The organism is Xenorhabdus griffiniae, from assembly GCF_015163655.1.
GTDB classification, from domain to species: domain Bacteria; phylum Pseudomonadota; class Gammaproteobacteria; order Enterobacterales; family Enterobacteriaceae; genus Xenorhabdus; species Xenorhabdus griffiniae.
In genome coordinates this window covers 1-24,585 of the sequence record NZ_JADEUF010000054.1, presented here as the reverse complement: position 1 = coordinate 24,585, position 24,585 = coordinate 1, and the positions used below count along the sequence as shown (strand labels likewise).

Below are 24,585 nucleotides of genomic sequence, written 5' to 3'. Positions count from 1 at the left end.
TGATCCCACCAGAGAGCTATAGCGGAGTAAGTTTACAGTAATCAACTCAACATCCCAAAAAGTAGAAACCTCTACAAAGCATCCTCAAACGGGTGCTTGATAGAGTTTTGTGTAAGTTTTGGTCTGGTGTGGTCTCGCCCGAATAGGGGGTTATATAAACCAAGCCAGTTGATTATGCTAAATGAGGCAAAAACGATGATGATAATCCGCATTAATGAAGATGGTAGCACCTCGATACAGGCTGCTGGATACATGGCTTGTTACGATAAAGAAGGTAAGCCCAAAATGACGATAGGAGACGCCCCTCAACATCTCATCATTCACAATGGGTTCAACCCGAAAGCAGAAAAGGAACAGGCAACTATAGCAGCCGATAGCTTCAAGGTCTGTGACTCGGAAAGGAAAGTAAGAGCAGTTGCTGCTCCATTGAAACTGGCAGTAGATACAAACGCTAACGCCATCATCAATGAGGCGAAGAGGGCTTTTGAAGTAGCTTGTGGGGTTCACTTTAACTCTGCGGTTATTAATTCAGCGAAAATAAACAACATCCCCGATGATGATCATATTCGCCAGATAGTGCGCGAAGAGATACGCCAGTTTGTCAATCGTGAACTTAGGCAAGGCGGGCTGTTTTCAAAGTAAGGAATAAGAATGGCAAAACCAGATTGGGAGGCCATCGAATCGGCTTACCGGGCTGGGTTGATGTCACTCCGAGAAATTGCGTCCCAGCATGGTATATCAGAAGGAGCTATTCGCAAGCGAGCAAAGCGTGATGAATGGACAAGGGATTTGGCGGCTAAAGTCAAATCTCGCTCTGATGACATGGTACGCAAAGAAGAGGTACGCAATCAGGTACGCAGTGAAACAACACTCTCTGAACGCGTACTGATTGAAGCGTCTGCGGAGGTGATTACCAAGGTTCGCATGGAACACCGTGGTGATATCCGCAGAGCCAGAGATATTGCTAATGCGCTATTTGATGAGCTTGGTGCGGAATGCGCAGATATCGATGCCTTGAGGCAATTGGGGCAGCTAATGCACGAACCTGATGATAACGGGCGAGACAGGCTCAATGAACTCTATCACTCCATTATCAGCATGCCTGAGCGCGTGAAATCAATGAAAGCGCTGAGTGAGACACTAAAGAACATTATCGGGTTGGAACGTCAAGCATACGGGCTTGATGATATGCAACCGAATAAAGCGATTGATCAGCTATCGAATTTAATGGACGAACTTTCCAAGGGATAATCATGAAGCCGGAACATTTAGCGTTACTGCGCGATAAACTCTGGCGGCTCAACAATCTCTACTGGATAACCAACAAAGAAGGTCGCCCTGTCAGATTTAGGATGACGCCAGAGCAGTTGGAATATTTCGAAGGCATCCACACCCGCAATATCATTCTTAAAGCCCGCCAGTTGGGATTTACTACGGAAGTCTGCATTATTCAGCTGGACGCCGCCCTGTTCGAATCCGCCAAGTGTGCCCTGATAGCGCATACACTCAATGATGCTAAGCGCCTGTTTCGGGAAAAGGTCAAGTATGCCTATGACCGATTACCGGACGAGATTAAAGCGGCTAATCCTGCCAGTAATGATGCGGCAGGAGAATTGGTTTTTCGCAAAGGTGGTTCATTGTATGTCTCAACCTCGTTTCGTGGTGGCACATTACGCTATCTGCATGTTTCCGAATTCGGCAAGATTTGCGCTAAGTTTCCTGATAAGGCCCGCGAGATTGTCACTGGGGCATTTGAGGCGGTATCAACCGACTGTTTCACAACGATAGAAAGCACCGCAGAAGGGCGAGCCGGTTACTTCTTTGACTACTGCCAGACTGCTGAGAAGGCACAGATACAAGGCAAGCTACTCTCCAACCTCGACTGGAAGTTTTTCTTCTTTTCTTGGTGGAAAAACCCACTCTATGCGATTGATCCGGTTGAGCCAACCCCGCAGCGACTGGCTGATTACTTTGCTGAATTGAAAGCAAAGCACGGCATCAACCTGACCGAACGCCAACAGGCTTGGTACTACGCTAAAGAGAAAACGCTCGGCGACGACATGAAGCGGGAATACCCGTCAATACCGACTGAGGCATTCCAGCAATCAGTAGAAGGCGCTTACTATGCTAAGCAGTTCCGCTGGTTGTATGAAAATAAACGCATCGGCAAGCTACCGGATAATTCACATCTACCTGTCCATACCTTCTGGGATATCGGTGTGGGGGACTCAACGGCTATCTGGTTCGTGCGTGAGGTGGGTGATGAGTTTCATGTCATCGACTATTACGAAAACTCAGGTGAAGGGCTGCGGCACTACATGAAGACGCTGAAAGATAAAGGTTATACCTACGGTGAGCATTGGGGGCCACATGACATCGATAATCGTGAATTCGGTGCCGATGCGAAATCACGCAGGGAACTGGCTCGCGAAGGGTATGAAATCGACGGGCAGAGATATTCAATGATATTCAAGGTAGTACCGAAAGTGGCGGTTGATACCGGTATTGAATCGGTGCGTGAAATTTTGCCTAACTGCGTATTTGATGAAGAAAAGTGTAGTGAAGGAATATCCCATCTGGAAAGCTACCGCAAGGAGTGGGATGACAAGCGCGGGTGCTGGAAGGATAAGCCGCTGCATGACTTCACATCGCACGGTGCTGATGGCTTCCGTTACTTTGCTGTTGCCAAGAACAACCGCAAGACAGTTGGAGCATTTTTCTTTTAAGGAGCGTCTTTCATGAGTAAAAGCAAAACGGAGTTTTTGGTTAATAGCCTAGCTGACACTATCGCCAAACGGATGATCTATGCATCGGGTGGTATCAGCGGCAATACAAAACGCACCAATATCTATTCTGAATTTGGGTATCCCGAACAGCTCAGATTCAGAGAATATTATAACGCCTATGAACGTAATGCCGTGGCACATGCTGCTGTGCATCGTTTACTGGATAGTTGCTGGCAGGATAATCCGACCATCATTGATGGTGAGGAAAAAAGCGAGTCAGACGTCACCAGTTCATGGGAGACAAAAGTAACAAAGTTATTAAAGCGATTCTGGCCGAAAATCAAAGATGCTGATCGCCGCAATATGATTGGTCATTACTCGGCGCTGCTCATTCAAGTTCGGGATAGCAGGGCATGGAGTGAGCCTGTCGATACCACAGTAGTATCACGGTTAAAAGGCGAAGCGCTGGTTAACCTGATACCTGTCTGGGAGCCTCAACTCACAGTGTCTGAATGGGATACTGATATTAATTCAGAAACCTACGGACAGCCGGCGATGTTCAACTTTGATGAGCGGACGATCGGTCAGGTTGAGATACAAGGGCCAGCAAAACAATTAACTATCCATCCATCGCGGGTCATTATTTTGTGCGAGGGGGCCGAGGATGGGAATATTTTCTCAGGAACGCCATTGCTCAGGGCGGGATATAACAAATTGCTGGATGTTGAAAAAGTCTCTGGCGGTAGTTCTGAGGGATTTTTGAAAAACGCCTCTCGTCAAATTGGGGTGGAGTTTGATAAAGAAACTGATTTACACAGCATCACCACTGCGGCAAAACAGGCAGGCTATCCAGATCTCGGGGCAGCACTGGAGGATAAAATCCATAAGCTGAACAGGGGGACGGATTCAGCCGCCGTGATGCAGGCCGGAAAGTTAAACGTATTGTCAGTCACGCCGGGTGACCCAACGCCAACATGGGAAGTAACTACCCGTGAGTTTTGCGCCTCTGTGCAAGTTCCGTTCACTATCCTGTTTGGCACCCAGACGGGAAAGCTGGCCGGTGATAAAGATGACGCCACGTGGAAAGTGCGCTTGAACGGTCGCCGCTGGGGATTTCTGACCCAGTATGTCACTCAACTGATACGGCGGTTGTGGGAAATTGGCGTCATTGAACCGCCAACATCGGGCGAGGTCACTATTGCATGGTCTGACATGCTCGCAGCCAGTGAGCAGGAGAAGATCGACAACATGATTAAGATGGCTGATGCAGCATTGAAAACTCAGCAGGCATTCGGAACGCCGATATTTACACCGAATGAAATACGTACCGTGGGTGAGCTGGAACCGTTGGAAGATGAACCCGAACCGCAGGGCATAACAGGAGATCCACTAACTGATGACCCAGGCCAGAATCGGAACCCCGATAATACCCAGAAATAAAAGCGACCCCACTCAGTCCTACCGCGCAGTTAATAAAATGTTCCGTGATATCGAGCGGCGGTATTACGACATCAAGACGGCTCTCAGGCAATTATTCGACCAGCGATTAAAAGGCAGAACGATAGAAAGCAACGCCAAACTATCCTATGTCATGCACGGCAATACGCTGTATCACGTTAATACAGGGGCCTATGTCTATGACATGACATCAACGCAACTTGCGGATCTGCTAGAGATTCTACAGATTATTTTGGATGATTATTTGCTGGATGGAGGGAAGGATCAGTTATGGGCGTTTAGTTATGTAGCTGATGAATACAAGCGTGGGACACATAGCGCCTATACCAACTTGTCAGCTCAGTCCACCGTCTACGCACAGCAAACCACCCTCTCAGTATTGCTATCAACCCCAGCCTATCAAAATCAGATTGCTACGGCATTTGTAGAAGCCTATAGCGACTGGAAAGGAATTTCTGACGCTGCCAGGGCTGATTTATCGAATGTAATAACTGATGCCATAGCTCGTGGGGTGAGTCCAAGAGAGACGGCCGCTATTGTCAGTAAGCGCCTTGATGTCTCAATGGGGTTAGCAAAGAACATCGCCCAAACGGAACAAGTTGGCGCATTGCGGCGTGCTAACTGGAATGAAGCAGATTGGGCGCAAGAACGATTGGGCCTAAATATCCAATTACTTTGGTTATCTGCCCTGAAGCCAACCACCAGATGGTGGCACGCAGTAAGGCACGGAAAGACCTACACCAAGCAAGAAGTTGAAGGGTTTTACTCTAAAAAAGGGAATCGTTACCGCTGTTTTTGTGCACAGCAACCTGTGGTGCTGGACGATGACGGCAAGCTGTATAACAAAGGGTTAACTGAACGCCTAACGGAAGAGAGCAAGGCGTGGGAATCTGAATCATCTAAGTAATAATTCAATGAGGTCAAGAAATGGGATTCTTTGGAATTCATGTTAAGTCACTGGCCTTAAACTCCTCCAATATCTCAACTGAAATTATTGATGGTGATGAGCATATCGTCATTCGTGGCGTAGTGCCTGTCGTTGATGATGTTGTGATGAACGGGGGATTATATCCCGCCAGTGAAATTAACAAGAGCTATCAGTCAATGGAGGGTAAACAGGTTCCTTACGGACACCCGAAAATTGACGGTCAGTATATATCTGCTGACACACCAAGGGCAGTAAATCAATTCCATATCGGCGCATGGGCTGAAAACGTCCGCAAAGATGGTGACAAGGTTGTTATGGATGTGAAAGTTAATCGGCGCTTTGCTGATTCAACTGATAAGGGAAAGGAATTTTTATCCCGTATTGATGATGTACTAGCGGGTAATAGCTCCGAACCAATCCATGTTTCAACAGGGCTACTATTACAGCGCGAGCAGAACAAAGGCAAGTCTAAGGGTAAGGCGTATACATGGATTGCCCGCAACATGCACTTTGACCATATTGCCGTATTGTCAGTCAGCGAACCGGGTGCAGCCACACCAGAAGAAGGTGTTGGAATGTTTGTTAATGCTGCGGGTGAAAAAATTGAAGTTGAACAGGTCAATTTGTCTGATGCCTCAAACTGCACCGAAGAAAGGCTGATAGATAAAGCGAGGTTTTTCTTTACTAACGCCTCCAACTTCTCTTTTGACGATATCTATTCCGCACTGAGAACGAAATTAAAAGCCACCTATACCGATGATGACTGGCCTTACCCTGAGACAGTCTGGCCTGACAAATTCATCTATTACCGATCCGGTAAAACCTACCGACAAAAATATCTCATGAACGATGACGGTACAGCCGAACTCGTTGGGGAGCCTATTGAAGTTGTGCGCAAGCCGACCGAATACGAAGAAGTCAAAACCAACAAGGAACACAACCCGATGAAAGACATGATCATCAATGCCCTGAAAGCGGCAAATCAAGCTACCGATGGCAAATCAGATGAAGAGCTGTTGACAGCGTATAACGCGCTTAAGGAGAAAGAGAAGCAGGATAAGGACAAAAAAGAACAAGAAGAAAAGGAGAAAAAGGAAAAGGCGACAAACTCAAACGACATGCCTGATTGGGCAAAGCTGATGAGTAACGAGCTTAAGGATCTGAAAAGCGTCCTGACCGCCAATGCAGACAAAGAAAAGGCTGACAAACGCGCCGCTGTCAAAGCGAAATTTGGTCTGGATGACACCGCCGTTAACGCACTGGATGGTGCGGCACTCGATGGCTTCTATGCACAATGCCAGTCCTCAACGGGACTGAATTCTGCGTTTACTAATAACAATTCTGAATCATTTACCTCTATGCCGGAGTAATAGAAATGGCGAAAAACGGAAAACATGTAATTCATGCGGGCGGTGTGTTTATCAACCCTATGCTAAACCGAGAAGGTGCGGCGGCGGTGGATACTCTGCCCGGCACTATTGGGTATTTTGACAAAGGCAAGTTCAAAGCTTCAGTAGATGGCAAAGAAGCGGTGATCCTTTATGTCGCCAATATCGACTATCTCCGTTGTCAGACAGTGGATGATCCTATCACGGCGGGTGGTGTGGTTGTCGGCATTCACCCAATGACGGGGATGTTCCTGAATGTCCGTGCGACAGAGGGGATCTACAAAAAGGGGCAGGCGGTAGCGGTCGCTAATGGTCAGATTAAAGCCATCAGTGATGGAGCTGCATTTGCCTATATCGAAGAAGACAGCATCACCGCCAAAGCGGGTGATCTGGTTCGTGTGGTTTTTAAGTAAGGAGGCATGAATGTTTGTATTTTCAACCCAAAGGGCAACCGAAACCGGAAACCTTGAGGCTAATCAGGCTCAGTTTAATGAACTGACATTAGCACGGAACTCTTCTGCTCAAGCGGTCGCGGATTTTATTTCCCGCGCTCGCTTTCGTAGTGAAAATGCTCCGCAACTCGATGCAGTCAATGCTATCGACGATATTCGTCGCCTGTACCGGACGTATGACCAGACCGTGCTGGCGGAGTTCGAGCCTAACACTGAGTTTACACTTCTGAATGACCTGATGCCGCTGTCGCGCTCTGTTCGTCTGGAAGAGTCTGTCTATGAGTACGCTCGTACAGGTGGCAAAGGCTGGGCGCATACGTCCATGAGTGGTCAAATTGGTGCCGCATTGGATGCGCGTGCGTATTCATTCGATGGAACAATGGTGCCGATTCACGACTCTGGATTCAAATTCCAATGGCGTGATCCGATTTTTAACAAAGGTTCAGCGCTAGCATCTTTGGCGGATGCCCAACGGGGTTCGGTTGGCAGCGTTCGCCGTCAGTACATGGACTACATCTTCAACGGCTTCAAAGACAGCGAAGGCAACTATGTTCAGTTTGACGGCAAAACATGGAAAGGCTTGAAGGCAGATGAACGCGTTGGCATGGTGGATTTGGGGGCTGCTGGCCTGAATATCGATTTCACCAAATCGGATGCCAAGTCCACTCGTGAAGGCGCTATTGCACTCCGTGACACTCTGCGCCTGAAAAACTTCATGTATGCCGAGCAGACTTGGTATGTCTCCGGTGACATCCTGTCTCACTGGGAGAAGATTTACTTTGATGTCAATGCAACTCGTACTGTACTGGAAGAAATCAAGCGCCTAACTGGTATCAAAGAAATTAAGGAAGATTTTGAACTGAAAGGTAACGAAATTCTGGTTGTACCTTTGAGTGCTGGCGTTATCTCTCCTATCGTTGGTCAAGCATTTGGTACGGTGGCAGACCCTCGCCAATACTACAACTCAGACTACGTATGGCGTACATGGGGTGCGGCTGGCCTGATGGTCAAGACCGATATCAACAACAAGCACGGCGTTCTGTTCGCTAAAGGATAAGGAAGCATTATGGCACTGGTAAAAGTGATTGCAGGCAATCTGTTTTCTGGTGCCAACCTCCAAAAACTGGAGGTTGGTGATTTTGCGGAAGTGGATCAGCTTACGGCGCAGCGATGGGCGGCAATTGGGTTGGTGGAGTTAATTGAAGACCGAGTGTTTGAGGTAGCAACACCGCCTCAAGATTCTTCTGATACTAAGCCTGATAAGCCCCTAAAAGGTAAAGGAAAGGGGGATAAACCCGATGGTGCAGATAACGCTGAATGATATCAAGCCCATGATCGGCGAATTGGGGTTTACGCTGCCTGATACGGTGCTTCAATTGCTGTTGGAGCAAGTGAATGCCAAATCTGAATGCCTGTCTGCTAATTATGATGAGTCAACGCAAACGCAAAAGCTATTGCTTATTTACGCCACTGTCCGTTTGGCCTCCCTATCAGGTGCAAGAAAGATTGCCTCGCAGGGTTCACCATCTGGTGGCTCGCGTTCATTCAATTATGATTCAGCCGGTACAGATTACCTGCTTAAACAAATCAGGGCATGGGACAAACACAATTGCCTGTCTGATTTGCCGCTGGAGAGTAAATCTGTCGGATTCTTTGACGTGGTAGGGTGATCATGAGCAGTGTTGCTAATTGGGCTTATACCGCCCCTTGCACTTTCTGGAAACAATTAGGAACTGATGAGTATGGCCGACCGCTTGGTTATGAAGCGCCGAAAATCATCCAGTGTGATTATCAGGGGGGCCTGTCCAGCAAACTATCCGGTGTGGGTACTGAACTGGTTGCCAAAAATACTTTCTGGACGGAGTTCGCGGACGCGTCTATTGGGGATTATATCCTGATTGGCGAATCGCCAGATCCGAACCCTGTTGCTGCCGGTGCTGATGAAATCAAATTCACTACCCGCTATGCCGACACCTTTGAGCGCTTGGCTGATGATTACGTATTAGTGACAGGAGCGTGATATGGGTGCCAAGGTCAGGGGTATTCGTGAAGCTAAATCAAGGCTTCACGCTTTAATCGGTGATATACGTGGGCGAAAAGTGGTTCGAGCGATGTATAAGGCTCTGTATATCGGTAGTGCTCAGGCCGCGCTTTATACGCCGATTGATACTTCCACGCTGATTAACTCCCAATTTCGTGATGTTCGCTTTGAAGGAGTGCGGTTGACTGGGCGCGTGGGCTATTCTGCGAATTATGCCGTTTATGTCCACGATCCTAACGTGAAGCAGGATTTTCGCCGGGCGACCGCGAAGAAGGAGTTCCTAAAACAGGGTTTTGATGAGATGAGAAGTGAGATAGATAAAGTCGTCGCTCAGGAGCTGAAACTATGATGACCTTTGAGCAATTCCGCCATTATCTGGCAAAAGCGGGACTGATTGGCGGTTTTAAGATCCAGATGCTCAACTGGATTGAGCAAAAAGGCGATGGCGGTCAGACGCAATACATGGTCTTTCAGCCTGCTGGCGGAACTGGTCGGCTGGATGATTTAGGGGCTGATGACAATGTTCAGGTAATTTTGGTCAGCGGACAAAATAACCCGCAACCCGTCATTCAACGAGCGCAGGAAATACTCGATCATGTCGCCTCTCACCCCGATGATGATTGCTTAACGTCTGTTTTTAATCTTGGCGGTTTGACAGCTCCCATCCCCACCCAAGAGAACCGGTACGTTATCCGGTTACTATTCCGCTGCACATCATAACAGGTCGCTTAATGCGACTTTTTTATTTCTATTAGTAGAGGTTATTCACATGGCAGATTGCCCGGTAGAAACCAACAAACTCATTGGTCGTAACGCTATTATTCGCATTGCACAGGGCTGTCCTGATGCAGTGCCAAATCAATCTGCGTTTTTTCGAATAGGCGCATTGACCACCAAATCATTTGACCTGTCACCCAATACCCTGACATCTGAGGCTGATGATTCAAAAGGGCTGGTGGAAAGCGTTGTAACCAGTATGGACTTAACTATCAGCTTTGATGGTGAATATCGCAAGAGGGACAAGAACGATGACTTTGGGCCATTGCGTTTGTTGAAGGAAATCCCGAAGGAGGTTCAAGCGGGTCGCCAGCCGGCGTATTGGGTACAAATGGACTTCACAGGCGAAGATGCACTTGTACTACAGGCGTACATGGTATTTACGTCATGGTCATCTCAGTTTGGCTCTAGCGAGTTTGCTACATACTCTGGCGAACTGAAAGTCAGTGACGCTGATACCGTTGAATGGTTAATTGAAGAGGTTGCAGTGCAATCAGTTTCGGTTAATCCTCAGTCATTGACGGTAGCCGTAGGGAAAACTGGCTCATTCGTAGTTAATTTCAGTCCTGCTGATGCTACTGATAAAACCTATACCGCGGTATCAGACAAACCCAGCATTGCGACAGTGAGCCAGATAGGTAACGTGGTAACAGTGAAAGGTATCGCGGATGGCTCTGCAAACGTCACAGTGAAAACGCGGGACGGCAATAAATCCGCAAAATGTGCAGTGACCGTCACGGCATAACATTACAAAGGGCGCTTACGAGTGCCCTTGATAATGTTCAGGAGGAATTATGACACCTATTTTAGATATTGGTGAGATGGTTATCTCTACTGATAAAACCGATTATTTACTGCGCCCCTCTTTCTCTGCAATGACACGTATCGGTACACCTCGACAGATTGTGGAGACGTACACTTTGCTCAATGGAGCAGAAACTCAGGAGTTAATTAACCGCGCACTTTTGGCTTACGGCACACTTCCCGACTGGCTGATTAAACTGATGCGAAAACCCGCATTTGGCCGCAATATCCTGTCAACGGCCATGATAGTGATACAGGCGTGCTGTAACGATGACGTGGAAGAGCTGATCGGTGAATGGCGTCCGGGGCGAAGAGGAGTCGTGTACCGTTTGGGTAGTTTGCCAATTAATGACATCATTGTCATTGCCCGCGAACTGATAACGCACGGTGTTATCGGTCGGGTTAAAATCAGGAAACTCCAGCGGCATGAAGGGAAGGAAGAGTTTTCTGACCAGTTTAAAGCCATTGAATACATCAACGCAGCTCGAGCCCATTTCAATATGTCCCGTCAAGAAGCTAAGCAGTTAACGATGACTGAGTTTCAGATGATGCTAAAAGCTAAGTTCCCTGATGAGAAAGGCTTCACGCGGGCTGAGTACGATGCGGTTATTGATGCCGATGATCAGCGTACTAACGACTTGATAAGCGGCAAGCGAAGGTTGGTGAGTATGAAAAAACAGTAACACCAAACTAAAATGATATTGATTGCGGTAAATTCTAAATGATTTTTTAGTTGATTTTTGATGTACTAGTAAGTGCTACAGCTTACTGGCCGTATTATAAATAATACGCAATTCGCTAACTTATTGATTTAATGATTTTTAGCGCCATTAGAAACAGGGTGAATAAATGTTACAGCTTGATTTCGGTTCTCCAAATGCTTTTGAACGAGCTATCTCACCATTTGAAGAGATGGCTGCGTATGAGGCTTTGTGGTCTGAGCAAGGAGCAACATTCAAAACCATCGCAGATAAATTTAGACAATTCCCCGATACTGTGCCCTCTGAATTGGTTCCCGAAAATGTCAGAACGGAATTTAAGGAAATTCTGAAAGATATTTTTACTCAATACTCAGTTGAGAATTTTGGAGTTAGGGTGCATGGAGCTAATGAATATCCTGAAAAGCTAAGGGATGCCAAACACCCAATAGAGATTCTGTACTATCAAGGGTGGTGGGATCTCGTGAATACACGTGGTGTTGCTGTTGTAGGTTCCCGTAAAGTATCGGAGGAAGGGAAACGGAGAACAAGAAAGCTCGTTCATTGTTTGGTGAATGACAAGTTTACTATTATCTCTGGCTTAGCTGAGGGGGTTGACACTGAGGCTCATAAAACAGCCTTAAAATTAGGTGGAAATACCATTGCTGTCATTGGAACTCCGCTATCTCATTTCTACCCAAAACAGAACAGTGAACTACAAAAATTTATTAGAGAAAACTATCTACTGATTAGCCAAGTTCCATTTAAACGTTATCTAGATCAAGATTTTCGTGCGAACAGATTGTTCTTTCCTGAGCGCAATGTAACCATGTCTGCGTTATCAGAAGCTACGATTATTGTAGAAGCATCTGATACATCTGGGACTCTGACACAGGCTAGAGCTGCTCTTAATCAAGGTAGGAAGCTGTTTATACTGGAAAGCTGTTTTCAAAACAGTTCTATTTCTTGGCCTGCAAAATATGAAGCTCTTGGTGCTATCAGGGTTAGAGATTATCAGGATATCAGGGAACATATGTGACATATCGCCTTACTCAGATTGATGAACTAACGCGGAATTATCACTATCATCTTACTGGTGATGACGTTTGCTATTATTATGGCGAATACACTTCTGGTAGGAATTATATTCATAGTGATACCAATCAGTTAATTTGGAATTTGAAAAAAAGCGTGAGAACGTCAAATCCTAATGAGCTTAGATATAAACAGAGGGCTATCTTTGAAGTGGCTCAGTTAGTGGCTCGTATTGGCAATCTTAAAGATATCACTTTTGTTCCTGTCCCTCCTTCCAAATGTGAAACAGATCCTGAATATGATAACAGAATGGAATTTATTCTTAAGGAAGCTAAGTTAATTAATCCTGAACTTGATTATAGAAAATTAATCACTCAACGAAATTCTATGGCTGCATCACATACAGCCACAAATAGACCTAGTCCAGAAGAGATTGCTGCTAATTATATCTTTGATAGCAACCTTGCTATCGGCATTAGACCATCTATAGTGATCTTTGATGATGTGTTAACGGCAGGAAGTCACTATAAGGCGATGAAAACAGTCATCAAGCAGCATATTCCCCACGTGGAGATAATAGGACTGTTTATTGCAAGAACCGTTCGCGAATCTGATTTTGATGATTTTGATGACCTAACCAAGCAATCTTAGCCCTTGGTTATTTCTCTAATAGACGTTCCCCCGCACTTGCAGAGACAAACCACTTTAATTAAATAACCATCACATAGAAGCCACTTAATTGTGGCTTTTTGCTTTGTCGTTTAGTTAAATTTATTTGACTTTTAAATCAAAGCAAGGAAATTTAGATGAAAATAGCACCAATAATTACTTTGGTAGGCCTTATATATACTCTGCCATCGTTTGCCGATGATTGCATTGGCTATGGAAGCTATCAGACGTGCACTAAATCAAGTAAAAATGCACAAGGTGATGATGTTATTGAATCATATGACTCGGAAGGTAATTCATACTCTATAACATCGGGTTCAAGAGAACATAGTGATGGTTCATCCGAGGTGTTTTCTGTTGATAGCGAAGGAAATGAATATTCAATTAAAAGCTGGTGTGATTCTTCAGGTTGTCACAGTAGAGACAGTGAAGGTAACACTTGTACCGTAACTAGTTCCGGTGAAATGATTGGCTGTTGAGGATAAGAAAGTGATAAAGAAATTACTGGCAGTGGTAGCATTAGCTTCTGTGAGTTTTTTTGCTAAATCAGCCATAACTGATAGACCTTTAACTCAACAGGAAATAAGTTTGGTTGAAGCCGAAGTGAAGGCGAGCCTAAAAGATCCAGGCAGTGCAAAATTCAAACATGTCAATCTAATACAAGATAGTGAAAGTTCGATAGATGTGTACTGTGGTCAGGTTAACGCGAAAAACTCATATGGTGGATATGTCGGCTTTAAACCGTTCATGGTAATACTATTGACGAATCAAAAAAACGAAAGAAAGGCTATGACACTACCAGAAGGAGAGGAATCTTCAACAATAAAGGAAAAAGCCACCATGAAGCAATGCGCTAATCATGGTTACTAGACAGAGTAATCGTTACTAAGCCCCATCACGGGGCTTTTTGGGCTAGAGGCTCAATAGGGTGGTGCTCTGCTTCATATGTTTCGATCAACAGTACCATTGCTTCCATATAAGTAAATTCAGGTGTGCCAACTTCGGATTGATTATCAAAAAGCGGTGCTATTGCTTTCAGAGTATCCTGATATTCCTGTTCTGTTTTGATAGGTTTTAAATTCATTAATCACCTCAAAATCGCTGTCAGGTTATTAATCAGACTAATATGTAGGTTACTATTATATAAAGATAAGATAAAATATCTTAATTAATTCATAATAAGAGAAATGGCAAATGTTTAATCTTGAACATATAGGAATTGTAGTGAGAAATAATATTCAGGCTATCGTTGATGTTCTTGGACTTAACCTTGCCGTTGGGGATATTTCAGATGAGGACTATTTTCTTTTATCTCAGGGATATGGAGAACTTTGTTGGGATGACAGTTTGTCTAGAGTAGGAAACAGATCAGACAAATTTGAGTTTTGTATCAAACTAGTAGAATGTGGAAATGTACAGGGAGCGCCAGCGGGCTTAGCCTTGTGTGTATATTCGGTGGATGAGAAAACTTTCGAAATTCATATGATAGAGAATTTCCGGAGGGAAGATAAAAACCATCCATTATATGGAAAAATGTTTCAGCTTACGTTGATGGCTGCTTATTTATTTTGCAAGTCTACAGAAGGTGAGTATGTTCGAGTTATTGAACCAGTTAAAGAAGTGATACCTTATTATGAATCTTATGGATTCAATATGCTTGGATGCGGGTATATAATGGAGGTCAATGTAGCAAATATTGAAACGGTATTCAAAAAGCTTGCAACTTGATAAAAAAAGCACTAGACACTAAATTTTATAGTGATAGGATACGAAAATCATTTAAGCATTACTTAATTTATTAATAGAAATATTAAGAATGTCAGTATCTTATATGGTTGATAAACCATTGAGAGAAGAACCTCTTAGGAGTGATTATGTCAAAGCAAAAGGCAACCATGAAAGACGTTAAATTTGATACGCAGCAGGTATATACTGCTATGGGTGCGGCTGTTGACCTGTTAATTAAAGCTGCTCCGGCTATGCTTGCAGATAAACCAGATGTCGAGCTTCAAGGAAAGCGTAAGCACCATAAAAAAGCCGCATGAATTTAAGTAGCTATCAACTAAACCCGCCAACCGAGCGGGTTTTTCATTTCTAGATACATGTATCAATATAATTAATTCAATTTTAGTCACTCTATTAATCAATAACCCTGCCATCTGGCAGGGTTTTATTTTTTCAGGAGCTAGAAAATGGCAGAAGTTCGCGTAGGTAATATCGTTTATCAAGTATCAATGGATGTAGCTCAACTGCTGGAGGCGAATCACCGGTTAGACTCGCGTATGGGGCAATTGGAGCAGCGTTTTAATCAAACAGGGAGAGCGGTTAATGGGGCAGAAAAGGCATTATTGAGCCTATCAAGAGCGGCAACTGCGGTAACTGCGGCATTGTCTGTCGAAAAGATAGCGGGTTATGCCGATGCGTGGGTTACAGTAAATAACAAGCTGGTTAACGCCACTAAAGCAAATGAATCACTAGCAGAGGTATCTGAACGTGTATTCACTATCGCCCAGAATTCCCGCGCTAGTCTGGATTCCACGGCTGCACTATATGGTCGCCTTGAAAGAGCTACCCGCGCTTATGGTACATCGGCTGATGATGTGGCGAAATTAACTGAAACGGTAGCAAAAGGTCTGGTGGTTTCAGGTGCTACTGCTGCGGAATCATCAAGCGTCATGATTCAGTTCTCGCAGGCTATGGCTTCTGGCGTTCTGCGTGGTGAAGAATTTAACTCCATGTCTGAGAACGGAAGTCGCCTGATTGCGGCATTGAGTGATCACCTCGGGGTTAACATTGGTCAGCTCAGGAAGATGGCAGCGGAGGGGAAATTAACGTCTACGGTCGTAGCTCAGGCTTTTCTAGCTCAGGCAGGAACTATTGCTAAAGAGTTTGATAAAACCTCAGCGACTATGAGCCAGTCAATAGAAATGGCGGCTAACAATATGACTCGATTCTTTGGTCAATCAACCACAGTTCAAACAGCGCTTAAAGCATTTAATAGCACTCTGGTTACTGTTAGTGAAAACATGGATCTTGTTGCGGGTGCTGCAACCGCCTTAGCTGCCGTTATGGGTTCAAGGATGGTTGGCGCGATGACATTAGCGGCAAGCCAAAAGATAACAAATGTCAGAGCTTCTATAGCCTTAGCACAAGCTAATAAAGTGGAAGCAGAAAGTGCATTACACGCCGCCACTATGACATTACGTAAAGCAGAAATGGATAAAATTGCAGCTATTGAGGCGGTACGCCATGCCGAAGCCGAATATGCAGTTGTAAAGGGAACTGATGCGGAAGCAGCAGCACTTGCCAGACTAAATGCTGCCCGCGTTACAGCAACAACAGCAACAGGGGCGTATAAAACTGCACAGGAAGCGGCTACCGCTGCTCAAATCAGGCATACGACGGCTGTCAATGCTGCAAGTGTTGCAATGAACGGACTTAAGGGGGCAATGGCGTTATTAGGTGGGCCATTGGGCATAGTTATGCTGGCAGCAACAGCTCTCTACTACTTCCATGACCAGGCAGAAAATGCGAAAAATGAAGCCAAGGATTTATCTAACACAGTTGAAACTCTGACTGGTAATTTAAAAGAGATGAATAAAGCTCAACTTGAGGCAAATAAAGTTAAGTTAGAGCGAAAATTGGCTGAACAGCAAGAGCAGGTAAAAAAACAGGAAACAAAAGTAAGCGGTCTTCAATGGGAAGTCGATCACAATGGTGGCTTTATTTATTCAAAAAGGTCTGAGGAGGAAATGAAAAAGCTCAGGGATGATTTAGCTATCGCCAAGGGTGAGCGTGAGGACATGAAAACTGTCGAAAATAATTATAAAGAAGCTATCGCTCTGACCAGTAAGGCTCTCGCTGAAAACACCAAGCTAACCAATGAGAACGCTGATGCTAATAAGAACAGAAGCGGAGATGTTGATCAGGCATCTGACAAAGCGGCTGATTTTATTACCAAACTCAAGCAAGAAAACGAATTGCTCAGGACTAAAAAAGGGCTAGAACGAGACTTAAAAGCCGCAGAATTAAAGGGCAAAGCAGCAGGTGCAAGCCCTGAACAGCAAAAACAAATAGCAGATTTGGTGAAAAGCAACAAAGAACTAGAGGACGCAGAAAAAAAACGAGAGGATGCGAAGAAGGAAGCAGAAAACGCAGCTAAAAAGGCGGCTGATGAAGCTAAACGTCGATCTGATGATATTACCGCCGCGCTCAAACGCCAGCGTGACGAAATAGACCGCCTCAAAACTGGCTACGAAGAGAGTAGTCTCGCAATGGCTCAATATGATGCTGCTAAAGCCATGCCGGAAGGTTCATCCCCTGAACAGATTAAAAAAGCCAGAAGAAATGCCGCAGAAAGGTACGATCTTGAAAAAGATGCAGAAGCTCGGAAGTGGGCGCTTGAACAGGATTCTTTAGCTAAATCCAAAAAGGCAATGGATGAAGAACTGGAACATTTGAGGCGCGTCAAGGTTCAGGGCTTGATTGAAATAGAAGAGTTTAATAAACGCGAGCAAGAAATAAGAGAGCGCTATAAGAATAGAGCCGTAGAAGAAGAGAAACAGCGCAAAATTAATGAAGCTGTGTCACCTACTATGAATGCTCTTGGCGAGTTTGACCCAGTGCAAAACCTCATTAATGAACATAAGAGAAAAATAGCAGCTATCACAGATTTCGAGCAGAGACATACAGAGCTGAAAGAACAAGCCGAATCAGCTAGAGCCACTATCGAAAAGAAATATCAAGAAGACCTTGCTACCGCCCAATGGGAGCAATGGAAAGGCCAGAGTGAGATGTATCAGTTTATGGGGAGCGCGGTTGAAGCACTAGGCCAACGTTCAGCCAATGCCATTACCGGATTGTTAACCGGCACCCAGACCGCTAATGAGGCCATGCGTAACCTTGCACTGACCATCACCAATGAGGCAGTCTCAGCACTGGTTCAGATGGGGATGCAGCAAATTAAGAACATGATTATGGGTAAAGCATTGGCCGCGGCATCAACAGCAACAACTATGGCTCAAGCAGCTGCGGCTCAAGCTGCATGGGCACCTGCTGCCCTTAGCGCCTCCATTGCGACATTGGGAACGGCGGCGGCTACAGGAACCACCGCTTACATGTCCTCTCTGGCTGCAAGTAAGGCGTTTGCAATTGCTGGCGCTCGTAAAAACGGTGGTCCAGTCAGCCCGAACGGTGCTTACCGTATTGGTGAAAATAATAAGCCTGAGATATTTAAGGCCAATAATGGTAATCAATATCTGGTACCTGGTGATAGGGGCAAGGTGATTAGTAATAGGGAGATGGGCGGTGGCAATGGGAGGTCTGTGATTTACCAGCCAACATTTCAAATCTCAATCAGTACGCAGGGCGGAGTTACTGAGCAAGATGCCAGAATGCTTTCAAATATCATTGATGCTAAAATGAACGATTTTGTCGTGAACCAGATGAGAGACAATGGTCTCTTTGAAAAAATTGGATATTAAAAAGGAAAAATAATGAGATTTCTGATTACGAAAGTTACCTACCACTCTAATTATGATATTGGTAAGGGCCTTGTTTTTGGTGGGCAAACTATTGATGTGGCGATTGATGTTTACACTGAAGATAGTGAAAGGTGCCAGCTTAATACGTGGGTTGAGTTACCATACAGCAAGAAATTAACGCTTGAAGAAATGGAAAATAAAGCCATAGAAATGGCAAAAGAAAAGCTCAAGATGATATTGGGTCAGATCTGAGAATAATCCGCTTCGGCGGGGTTTGGTCATTTAAATAGCAACAAATTGATACATTTCAATCATCAACGAAACAAATAAAATACAGTTTTTACTGTTGAACCCTAGGTTCAAAGGGGCTAATATTACCTCAGTTATATTTATCTATGAGCTAAATATTGAATCTTTTGATTAGGGGGCTGCATGCCATTGCATCTTAAAAATATAGATAAAATTGCTGCTGATTTCAGTCACCTGAATGAATCTAAGCGCAATGGTGATCTGTATGATGCGCTTAATCCATTGGCTCATGAGATCACAAAAGGTGTTGATGAATTAATTCTACCTCCGGGTTATCGGCTTATTCGGGTAGATGAACGGCTGGATATAAACAAAACTCACTTTGAGCTGGCTTTACTGTGTGATGTTACACATGAAGTCGTTTATTACAACAAAGTGATAATAACTGATGATGTAGAGTTGAAGTGCAGACCTGTATCTCAAGTGTTGCTTTGGCGCACAAAGAAACCAAAGCACAATGCGGCTCTAAATGGCTTTGCCTCAAAAATATTCTTCCATTATCTAATCAAAAGTTATGACGTAATAGTTTCTGATGTTAATCAGACGCATGAAGGAATGTCATTCTGGCAAGGCAGGATGTATGAAGCGCTGGAGTACAACCTATATGTCTATGGTTATGATGTGATGAGTGGTGAAGTTAGGCAAATATCTAATCAGGATGAAGTCGGTGATTATCAATCTTGGTTATGGGGAAGCGAAGAACATCACCCACACCGATTAGCCATCATATCGAAAATAGTGCTACCAAATAACTAAACCCGCCAAGTGCGGGTTTTCATTTATATCAACAAGCCCTCTTCGGAGGGTTTTTTATTGGGTGAAGTATGACAAAATCAGAATTTAAATGGCGGCCACAGGATAACTATGAAGTCAGCCATGAACCGCGAGTAAAGGTTATCCGATTTGGCGATGGCTACGAACAGCGCATCAAGGACGGCATTAATAATCAGCTCAAAAAGTACCAACTCAGCTTTGTCGAGAAAGCAGACACGGGACGCGCTATTGATGAGTTTCTACGGGCGCGAGGCGCGGTGGAGTCATTCACATGGCTAACCAGTGATGATAACCAGTTGCGCACTTTCGTTTGCCGTTCGTGGACAGTGAATCGACAGCGGCTGATGTGGTCCATTAGTTGTGTCTTTGAAGAGGTGGTTGCGTGAGAGATATTCCAAAAGAAATGCGGATTGAGGTTACCGAATTGGCTCAGAATGCCATTCTCAATCTGTATGAAATCGATTTAACGGCCTTTGGGGGCGATATCTACCGTTTTCATGATGGTATGAACGGAAAGTTACAGCCGGTTATCTGGCAAGGAATGCGCTATGAGCCTTATCCGGTTGAGGTGACAGGGTTTGAGATGAGCGGTAAAGGCCCCAGTTCCAGACCGAAAATGGTTTTTGCCAATATTAACGGGTTCATTACGGCAATAAATCAGGATTTCAATGATGCGTTAGGTGCGGTAGTGACACGCCATCAAGTGCCTGAGATTTATCTGGATGCAGTGAATTTCCCGAACGGTAACCCACAGGCCGATCCAACACGAGAGGCGGTGAGCAAATACCTGATAGAACAGAAACAAGATTCCAATGCTGACTTCGTGACTTATGTACTTGCCTTGCCCAGTGAAACTGATGGTGCGTTAATTCCGGCACGGGTGATTCAGGCTGATATTTGTTGCTGGCAGTATCGTTCTGCTGATTGTGGCTATGATGGCCCACCCGTGGCAGATGAAAAGGACCAGCCAACCACTAATCCACTGAAAGATCGATGTTCAAAAAAGTACAGCGGCTGTGTTAAACGCTTCCCCCGCCCTTTATCCATGCCATTTGGCGGCTTTCTGGGTGCCAATAAACTAGGTTAATACCATGCTTGAACAAGACATTATCGCCCACGCGAAAGCGGAAGGGGTGAGGGAATCGTGCGGCCTAATTTCGGGTGGGCGCTATTTTCCGTGCCGTAATATTTCACCAGATCCTGAGAACTACTTCGAAATTAATCCTGATGACTGGATAACCGCAGAATGTTTTGCCGATATTGAGGCCATCGTTCACAGTCACCCAAATGGTAAGCCTCGCCTGAGTACAGGAGACAGGGAGCAGCAAATTAAAACGGGCTTACCGTGGTGGTTAGCCTGTGGTGATTGGGTGTATAAATTCCGCCCTGTTCCACGGTTATTGGGTCGGGAATTTATTCACGGCGTGCAGGATTGCTACTCGCTCATCCGGGACGCTTATCATCTTGCAGGTATCGAGTTAATAGATGCCGAGCGTGAGGATGAATGGTGGAACAAAGGGCAAAATCTTTATATTGATAACAGTCTCAGTCAGGGTTTTGAGCGGGTTGATGAAATTCATCCCGGCGACATCATTCTTATCTGCTTAGGTAGCCAAACGCCCTGTCACGGGGCTATCTATATCGGTAATCAGCAAATACTACACCATAGACCAGACCGTATCAGTAAACGCGATGTTTATGACGGTTATTGGCTTAGATACACACATTCAGTATGGAGACATAAACAATGGTCAAGTTACAGCTTGGAGGCCATCTTAGAAGATTTGGCCGTCGCTACGAATTAGAGGTACGTGACGCCGCAGAAGCGGTCAGGTGCTTGTGTTATCAGTTAAAAGGATTCCAACAAGCACTGTCTGACGGGTATATCCGCATTCGTATTGCGGGGCGGGACATGACAGAAAAGAGTGTTCCGGCTGGCATGAATCACCCACTCAATGATGGTGATATTGTCACGATTGTGCCTATTGTTAGCGGTGCTGGCGGAAACATGGGAGTCGGCATGGCTATTCTGGGTGTTGTTGCTGTAGGTGCCGCATTTTTTACCGGAGGGGCTTCGATTGCAGCATGGGCGAGTATGGGTATGGCTGGCACAGTAGCAACTGGTTTAGCTATTGCAGGCGTTGCATTAATCGGTGCAGGGTTGGCATCTATGCTCACCAAGATGCCAAATGGCCCAGAAATGGGTTCTAGCAAAACGGAAGGCAATAAGTATTTCAACTCACTGGAAAATCGTATTGGACAAGGGCATCCGGTTCCGATTGCCTACGGTGAGATAGTTGTAGGTTCAAATGTGATTTCGCAAGGTTTGGAGACGGAATAATGGGAAAAGGTGGCGGTGGTGGCAGTACACCCAGATTGCTTGATGATAACTTGAAAAATAAACAGTTTCTGAAAATTGTTGATCTGATTGGGGAAGGACAAATCGAGGGACCTGTTGGTGGATTGCACGGGTTCAGGATAAACGGGACGCCGGTCGTCGATAAAGACGGCAATCCCAATATCAATGGTGTTACTGTTCAGTGGCGTGCTGGCACTCAATCCCAAGAGCCACTCAGCGACTATCCATTCGTTGAGAGTGAGATACCTGTCAGTGTCGAAGTTAAGAAAGAAACTCCCATCCTCAGATCGGTATCCAGTCAGGATGTAGATCGGGTTCGCTTTACAGTGGGTGTCAGCCAGCTTGTTCAGACCGATAGCAAAGGTAATCAAAATAATACCTCAGTAGAGTTGGCTATTGATGTGAATGACGGTTCTGGTTGGTATAACGCAAAAGTTGTACAGATAGGTCCAGCTAAAATCAGCGGACAATATCTGGAATCTCATACCATTGACGCACCGAAGAAAAAACCGTTTCAAATCAGGGTATCTCGATTAACGGAGGACAGCAAGAGCGACCAACTTCGCAACGGTACGGTATGGGCCAGCTATACCGAAATTACCGATACCTTGATGAGCTACCCCAATAGTGCTGTGGTTGGTATGCGTATTGACCGCTCACAGTTTGCCGATACCCCCAAACGTACCTACCACATCAAGGGGATGATTGTGCAGGTGCCAGATAACTACAACCCAGAAACCCGTGAATATAAGGGCGTATGGACAGGACGCTTTAAGCCAGCGTACACAAATAATCCAGCATGGATTTTCTACGATTTGGTCACCAATACCCGTTATGGCATCGGGAAACTGATGGGGCCTTTCGGTTGTGACAAATTCGCGCTCTATGCCATCGCTCAATACTGCGATCAGTTAGTTCCTGATGGATTTGGCGGGACCGAACCCCGTTTTACCTGTAATGCATATATAGCCACTCAACGCAAAGCGCGGGATGTTCTGGATGATTTGGCATCCGTATTCCGTGGTATGCAGGTATGGGACGGTTTGAAACTGACTGCATTTCAGGACAGGCCATCCGATCCTGTGTGGACATTCACGAATGCCAACGTAGTTGAGGGAAAATTTAACTACAGTTCTGCTGCAAAGAAAGCCCGCCACACCATGATTGAGGTTACATGGACTAACCCCGATAATGGCTGGAAAGACGAGCGGGAAATCATTCAGGATGATGAGCTGGTGGCCCGTTTGGGGATTAATGTCAAAAAAGTGGCAGCATTTGGCTGCACCAGTCGTGGACAGGCTCACCGTGTTGGTAAATGGATCATCGAAACCGAGAAACTTGAAACCGATTCCGTGACGTTCAGCACGGGTCGTGAGGGTATCAATTGCATACCAGGTGATATTGTTGAAATTGCTGATAACACATTTGCAGCGGCGCGTATTGGCGGGCGCGTACTTTCATTTTCAGGCAAAACTGTTCACATTGATGCCCCCGCCGAATTCGCAAAGGGGGAATCGGGTTATTTCTCTTATATGGGAAGCGAAGGCAAGTTTGTTCGGGTTGATATTGAGTCCGTCAATGGTGATGTTGTCACACTGAAAGATGAACCTAAAGGATTGCGGCAATGGGGTGTGTTCTCCATTTCCAAGCGATCACTCGTCACGCGTCTATTCAGAGTCATGAGTATTGCAGAGGACAACAAAACAGGTAATTACAATTTTACCTGTATTCAGCACGAACCCCAAAAAGAGGCTATTGTTGATAATGGAGCCGATTTTAAGGGCGACCCTGCCACACAAAACGTGATCCGTATTCCCAATATTGAACGCTTGAGCATTGCCTATGTTCTGGATAGTTCACAGGTACAGGCGCGGGCGATGTGGGCGACTACCACAGTTAACCGCAATATCACCTTTGATGTGACGGTTTATCGTGGCAATAAAGTGGTTTCCAGCGGCAATACAAAAGAGCTGGAATATTATTTTAATGGGCTGGGTGCAGGAAACTACATGGTGGGCGTTCGCGCCCGTGATGGCAGCGGAATGTTAGGCGATGAATCTAAGGTTCAGATGGTAATTGGTGCACCCGCCGCACCTTCTGTCGTTAACATTGAACCCGGATTTTTTGAGTTAAAAGCCATTCCTCATATCAGTGCACCAAAGACACTGGACACTCAGTTTGAATTCTGGTTCTCAGAAAAACAGATCATCAATATTAACGAGATTGAGGCAAAAGCTGATTTTCTGGGTATTGCGAAATTCTGGATAAAAGGCCAATTAAAAGCTGGAACACCTTACTGGTTTTACGTCCGCAGCATCAATGAATTCGGTAGATCGCATTTCGTTGAGGCGGTCGGCGAACCCAATGACAACACAAGGGAGCTTTTGGGTGAATTAGGCAACAAATTCATGACCGCCGAAGCCGGAAAACGCCTGCAATCTGACATGAACTGGATCAATGAAACTGCCCTCATCCTCACCGGCGCCCAGCAGCAATTATCCCGAGAGCTGATGGTGCGTGATGGGGAAAATAAAGCGCAGATTAGCGAATTGTGGCAGGTCAGGGCGACGGATAATGAGGCGTGGGCGCAGAAACTCACGGAATTGCGTACCAATATCGGGAACACTGACGACAGCGTCAACCGGATTGCAGCGGATGTAATAGACAACAAGCAGGCAGTATCC

At 45.4% G+C, this 24,585-nt stretch carries 30 protein-coding genes; 29 read left to right on the top strand and 1 reads right to left on the bottom strand.

Going from position 1 to position 24,585, the window contains the following annotated elements; translation table 11 throughout:
- Positions 1–195: 195 nt before the first annotated feature.
- The 19 genes from IQ211_RS10370 to IQ211_RS10280 all read left to right on the top strand — a co-directional run bounded on the left by IQ211_RS10370 (position 196) and on the right by IQ211_RS10280 (position 13,846).
- Positions 196–642, top strand: a complete 447-nt coding sequence (locus tag IQ211_RS10370) for a hypothetical protein (protein WP_189760187.1) — start codon at positions 196–198, stop codon at positions 640–642.
- A gap of 9 nt (positions 643–651) precedes the next feature.
- Positions 652–1,251 (top strand): hypothetical protein, encoded by a 600-nt coding sequence (locus tag IQ211_RS10365; RefSeq protein ID WP_189760186.1) that lies wholly within the window; start codon positions 652–654, stop codon positions 1,249–1,251.
- A 2-nt stretch (positions 1,252–1,253) separates the two neighbouring features.
- Positions 1,254–2,726 carry a terminase gene (locus tag IQ211_RS10360; RefSeq protein ID WP_189760185.1) on the top strand — a complete coding sequence of 491 codons (1,473 nt, stop codon included), beginning with the start codon at positions 1,254–1,256 and terminating at the stop codon, positions 2,724–2,726.
- A gap of 12 nt (positions 2,727–2,738) precedes the next feature.
- A complete protein-coding gene (locus tag IQ211_RS10355; protein WP_189760184.1) occupies positions 2,739–4,166 on the top strand; it encodes an anti-CBASS protein Acb1 family protein in 1,428 nt (475 codons plus the stop codon).
- Positions 4,123–5,091 (top strand): structural protein, encoded by a 969-nt coding sequence (locus tag IQ211_RS10350; protein WP_189760183.1) that lies wholly within the window; start codon positions 4,123–4,125, stop codon positions 5,089–5,091. The genes IQ211_RS10355 and IQ211_RS10350 overlap by 44 nt, the downstream gene beginning before the upstream one ends.
- Positions 5,092–5,111: 20 nt before the next feature.
- Positions 5,112–6,482, top strand: coding sequence for a DUF2213 domain-containing protein (locus tag IQ211_RS10345; RefSeq protein ID WP_189760182.1), 1,371 nt, complete (start codon positions 5,112–5,114; stop codon positions 6,480–6,482).
- Between the two features lie 5 nt (positions 6,483–6,487).
- Positions 6,488–6,913: a hypothetical protein gene (locus tag IQ211_RS10340; protein WP_189760181.1), complete on the top strand. Its 426-nt coding sequence runs from the start codon at positions 6,488–6,490 to the stop codon at positions 6,911–6,913.
- Between the two features lie 10 nt (positions 6,914–6,923).
- Positions 6,924–8,009 carry a major capsid protein gene (locus tag IQ211_RS10335; protein WP_189760180.1) on the top strand — a complete coding sequence of 362 codons (1,086 nt, stop codon included), beginning with the start codon at positions 6,924–6,926 and terminating at the stop codon, positions 8,007–8,009.
- A 9-nt stretch (positions 8,010–8,018) separates the two neighbouring features.
- Complete coding sequence (locus IQ211_RS10330; RefSeq protein ID WP_223281742.1) at positions 8,019–8,273, top strand: hypothetical protein; 255 nt, start codon at positions 8,019–8,021, stop codon at positions 8,271–8,273.
- On the top strand, positions 8,251–8,622 hold the full coding sequence (locus IQ211_RS10325) for a DUF7370 family protein (protein WP_223281741.1): 372 nt from the start codon (positions 8,251–8,253) through the stop codon (positions 8,620–8,622). Before IQ211_RS10330 ends, IQ211_RS10325 begins: the two co-directional genes overlap by 23 nt.
- 2 nt (positions 8,623–8,624) lie before the next feature.
- The gene (locus IQ211_RS10320) at positions 8,625–8,972 is read left to right on the top strand and encodes a hypothetical protein (protein ID WP_189760179.1); all 348 of its coding nucleotides are present in this window, start codon (positions 8,625–8,627) and stop codon (positions 8,970–8,972) included.
- 1 nt (position 8,973) lies between these two features.
- The gene (locus IQ211_RS10315; protein ID WP_189760178.1) at positions 8,974–9,342 is read left to right on the top strand and encodes an HK97 gp10 family phage protein; all 369 of its coding nucleotides are present in this window, start codon (positions 8,974–8,976) and stop codon (positions 9,340–9,342) included.
- Positions 9,339–9,713, top strand: a complete 375-nt coding sequence (locus tag IQ211_RS10310; RefSeq protein ID WP_189760177.1) for a phage tail termination protein — start codon at positions 9,339–9,341, stop codon at positions 9,711–9,713. Before IQ211_RS10315 ends, IQ211_RS10310 begins: the two co-directional genes overlap by 4 nt.
- 49 nt (positions 9,714–9,762) lie before the next feature.
- A complete protein-coding gene (locus IQ211_RS10305) occupies positions 9,763–10,515 on the top strand; it encodes an Ig-like domain-containing protein (RefSeq protein ID WP_189760176.1) in 753 nt (250 codons plus the stop codon).
- Between the two features lie 49 nt (positions 10,516–10,564).
- A complete protein-coding gene (locus IQ211_RS10300) occupies positions 10,565–11,257 on the top strand; it encodes a DUF6246 family protein (RefSeq protein ID WP_189760175.1) in 693 nt (230 codons plus the stop codon).
- A gap of 166 nt (positions 11,258–11,423) precedes the next feature.
- Positions 11,424–12,311: a DNA-processing protein DprA gene (locus IQ211_RS10295; protein WP_189760174.1), complete on the top strand. Its 888-nt coding sequence runs from the start codon at positions 11,424–11,426 to the stop codon at positions 12,309–12,311.
- A complete protein-coding gene (locus IQ211_RS10290) occupies positions 12,308–12,958 on the top strand; it encodes a hypothetical protein (RefSeq protein ID WP_189760173.1) in 651 nt (216 codons plus the stop codon). Before IQ211_RS10295 ends, IQ211_RS10290 begins: the two co-directional genes overlap by 4 nt.
- Positions 12,959–13,113: 155 nt before the next feature.
- Positions 13,114–13,455: a hypothetical protein gene (locus IQ211_RS10285; RefSeq protein WP_189760172.1), complete on the top strand. Its 342-nt coding sequence runs from the start codon at positions 13,114–13,116 to the stop codon at positions 13,453–13,455.
- A gap of 10 nt (positions 13,456–13,465) precedes the next feature.
- The gene (locus IQ211_RS10280; protein WP_193836356.1) at positions 13,466–13,846 is read left to right on the top strand and encodes a hypothetical protein; all 381 of its coding nucleotides are present in this window, start codon (positions 13,466–13,468) and stop codon (positions 13,844–13,846) included.
- Between the two features lie 25 nt (positions 13,847–13,871).
- Here IQ211_RS10280 and IQ211_RS10275 read toward each other — a convergent pair whose 3' ends face one another.
- A complete protein-coding gene (locus IQ211_RS10275; protein ID WP_189760170.1) occupies positions 13,872–14,060 on the bottom strand; it encodes a hypothetical protein in 189 nt (62 codons plus the stop codon).
- A 110-nt stretch (positions 14,061–14,170) separates the two neighbouring features.
- On the opposite strand from IQ211_RS10275, the gene IQ211_RS10270 reads away from it, so the two are divergent.
- From IQ211_RS10270 to IQ211_RS10225, 10 genes are all read left to right on the top strand, one after another.
- Positions 14,171–14,704, top strand: coding sequence for a hypothetical protein (locus tag IQ211_RS10270; protein WP_189760169.1), 534 nt, complete (start codon positions 14,171–14,173; stop codon positions 14,702–14,704).
- 146 nt (positions 14,705–14,850) lie between these two features.
- A complete protein-coding gene (locus IQ211_RS10265; protein WP_189760168.1) occupies positions 14,851–15,021 on the top strand; it encodes a hypothetical protein in 171 nt (56 codons plus the stop codon).
- Positions 15,022–15,168: 147 nt separating this feature from the next.
- Entirely contained in the window at positions 15,169–18,459 is a 3,291-nt protein-coding gene (locus IQ211_RS10260; protein ID WP_189760167.1) for a tape measure protein, read from the top strand.
- A gap of 12 nt (positions 18,460–18,471) precedes the next feature.
- Positions 18,472–18,711 (top strand): hypothetical protein, encoded by a 240-nt coding sequence (locus IQ211_RS10255; RefSeq protein ID WP_189760166.1) that lies wholly within the window; start codon positions 18,472–18,474, stop codon positions 18,709–18,711.
- A gap of 180 nt (positions 18,712–18,891) precedes the next feature.
- Complete coding sequence (locus IQ211_RS10250) at positions 18,892–19,524, top strand: hypothetical protein (RefSeq protein WP_189760165.1); 633 nt, start codon at positions 18,892–18,894, stop codon at positions 19,522–19,524.
- Between the two features lie 68 nt (positions 19,525–19,592).
- On the top strand, positions 19,593–19,928 hold the full coding sequence (locus tag IQ211_RS10245; RefSeq protein ID WP_189760164.1) for a phage tail protein: 336 nt from the start codon (positions 19,593–19,595) through the stop codon (positions 19,926–19,928).
- The gene (locus tag IQ211_RS10240; protein WP_189760163.1) at positions 19,925–20,629 is read left to right on the top strand and encodes a phage minor tail protein L; all 705 of its coding nucleotides are present in this window, start codon (positions 19,925–19,927) and stop codon (positions 20,627–20,629) included. Before IQ211_RS10245 ends, IQ211_RS10240 begins: the two co-directional genes overlap by 4 nt.
- Before the next feature lie 4 nt (positions 20,630–20,633).
- Positions 20,634–21,347 (top strand): C40 family peptidase, encoded by a 714-nt coding sequence (locus IQ211_RS10235; RefSeq protein ID WP_189760162.1) that lies wholly within the window; start codon positions 20,634–20,636, stop codon positions 21,345–21,347.
- Positions 21,290–21,883, top strand: coding sequence for a tail assembly protein (locus tag IQ211_RS10230; RefSeq protein ID WP_189760161.1), 594 nt, complete (start codon positions 21,290–21,292; stop codon positions 21,881–21,883). Before IQ211_RS10235 ends, IQ211_RS10230 begins: the two co-directional genes overlap by 58 nt.
- Positions 21,883–24,585: TipJ family phage tail tip protein (locus tag IQ211_RS10225; protein ID WP_193836355.1), on the top strand; the 2,703-nt coding region annotated here is incomplete at its 3' end. The genes IQ211_RS10230 and IQ211_RS10225, both read left to right, overlap by 1 nt.

What these genes read in the sequence shown, in the direction of transcription:
- IQ211_RS10370 (WP_189760187.1), top strand. Translation starts at nt 196, where the DNA reads ATGATGATAATCCGCATTAATGAAGATGGTAGCACCTCGATACAGGCT.
- IQ211_RS10365 (WP_189760186.1), top strand. Translation starts at nt 652, where the DNA reads ATGGCAAAACCAGATTGGGAGGCCATCGAATCGGCTTACCGGGCTGGG.
- IQ211_RS10360 (WP_189760185.1), top strand. Translation starts at nt 1,254, where the DNA reads ATGAAGCCGGAACATTTAGCGTTACTGCGCGATAAACTCTGGCGGCTC.
- IQ211_RS10355 (WP_189760184.1), top strand. Translation starts at nt 2,739, where the DNA reads ATGAGTAAAAGCAAAACGGAGTTTTTGGTTAATAGCCTAGCTGACACT.
- IQ211_RS10350 (WP_189760183.1), top strand. Translation starts at nt 4,123, where the DNA reads ATGACCCAGGCCAGAATCGGAACCCCGATAATACCCAGAAATAAAAGC.
- IQ211_RS10345 (WP_189760182.1), top strand. Translation starts at nt 5,112, where the DNA reads ATGGGATTCTTTGGAATTCATGTTAAGTCACTGGCCTTAAACTCCTCC.
- IQ211_RS10340 (WP_189760181.1), top strand. Translation starts at nt 6,488, where the DNA reads ATGGCGAAAAACGGAAAACATGTAATTCATGCGGGCGGTGTGTTTATC.
- IQ211_RS10335 (WP_189760180.1), top strand. Translation starts at nt 6,924, where the DNA reads ATGTTTGTATTTTCAACCCAAAGGGCAACCGAAACCGGAAACCTTGAG.
- IQ211_RS10330 (WP_223281742.1), top strand. Translation starts at nt 8,019, where the DNA reads ATGGCACTGGTAAAAGTGATTGCAGGCAATCTGTTTTCTGGTGCCAAC.
- IQ211_RS10325 (WP_223281741.1), top strand. Translation starts at nt 8,251, where the DNA reads ATGGTGCAGATAACGCTGAATGATATCAAGCCCATGATCGGCGAATTG.
- IQ211_RS10320 (WP_189760179.1), top strand. Translation starts at nt 8,625, where the DNA reads ATGAGCAGTGTTGCTAATTGGGCTTATACCGCCCCTTGCACTTTCTGG.
- IQ211_RS10315 (WP_189760178.1), top strand. Translation starts at nt 8,974, where the DNA reads ATGGGTGCCAAGGTCAGGGGTATTCGTGAAGCTAAATCAAGGCTTCAC.
- IQ211_RS10310 (WP_189760177.1), top strand. Translation starts at nt 9,339, where the DNA reads ATGATGACCTTTGAGCAATTCCGCCATTATCTGGCAAAAGCGGGACTG.
- IQ211_RS10305 (WP_189760176.1), top strand. Translation starts at nt 9,763, where the DNA reads ATGGCAGATTGCCCGGTAGAAACCAACAAACTCATTGGTCGTAACGCT.
- IQ211_RS10300 (WP_189760175.1), top strand. Translation starts at nt 10,565, where the DNA reads ATGACACCTATTTTAGATATTGGTGAGATGGTTATCTCTACTGATAAA.
- IQ211_RS10295 (WP_189760174.1), top strand. Translation starts at nt 11,424, where the DNA reads ATGTTACAGCTTGATTTCGGTTCTCCAAATGCTTTTGAACGAGCTATC.
- IQ211_RS10285 (WP_189760172.1), top strand. Translation starts at nt 13,114, where the DNA reads ATGAAAATAGCACCAATAATTACTTTGGTAGGCCTTATATATACTCTG.
- IQ211_RS10275 (WP_189760170.1), bottom strand. Translation starts at nt 14,060, where the DNA reads ATGAATTTAAAACCTATCAAAACAGAACAGGAATATCAGGATACTCTG.
- IQ211_RS10270 (WP_189760169.1), top strand. Translation starts at nt 14,171, where the DNA reads ATGTTTAATCTTGAACATATAGGAATTGTAGTGAGAAATAATATTCAG.
- IQ211_RS10265 (WP_189760168.1), top strand. Translation starts at nt 14,851, where the DNA reads ATGTCAAAGCAAAAGGCAACCATGAAAGACGTTAAATTTGATACGCAG.
- IQ211_RS10260 (WP_189760167.1), top strand. Translation starts at nt 15,169, where the DNA reads ATGGCAGAAGTTCGCGTAGGTAATATCGTTTATCAAGTATCAATGGAT.
- IQ211_RS10255 (WP_189760166.1), top strand. Translation starts at nt 18,472, where the DNA reads ATGAGATTTCTGATTACGAAAGTTACCTACCACTCTAATTATGATATT.
- IQ211_RS10250 (WP_189760165.1), top strand. Translation starts at nt 18,892, where the DNA reads ATGCCATTGCATCTTAAAAATATAGATAAAATTGCTGCTGATTTCAGT.
- IQ211_RS10245 (WP_189760164.1), top strand. Translation starts at nt 19,593, where the DNA reads ATGACAAAATCAGAATTTAAATGGCGGCCACAGGATAACTATGAAGTC.
- IQ211_RS10235 (WP_189760162.1), top strand. Translation starts at nt 20,634, where the DNA reads ATGCTTGAACAAGACATTATCGCCCACGCGAAAGCGGAAGGGGTGAGG.
- IQ211_RS10230 (WP_189760161.1), top strand. Translation starts at nt 21,290, where the DNA reads ATGGTCAAGTTACAGCTTGGAGGCCATCTTAGAAGATTTGGCCGTCGC.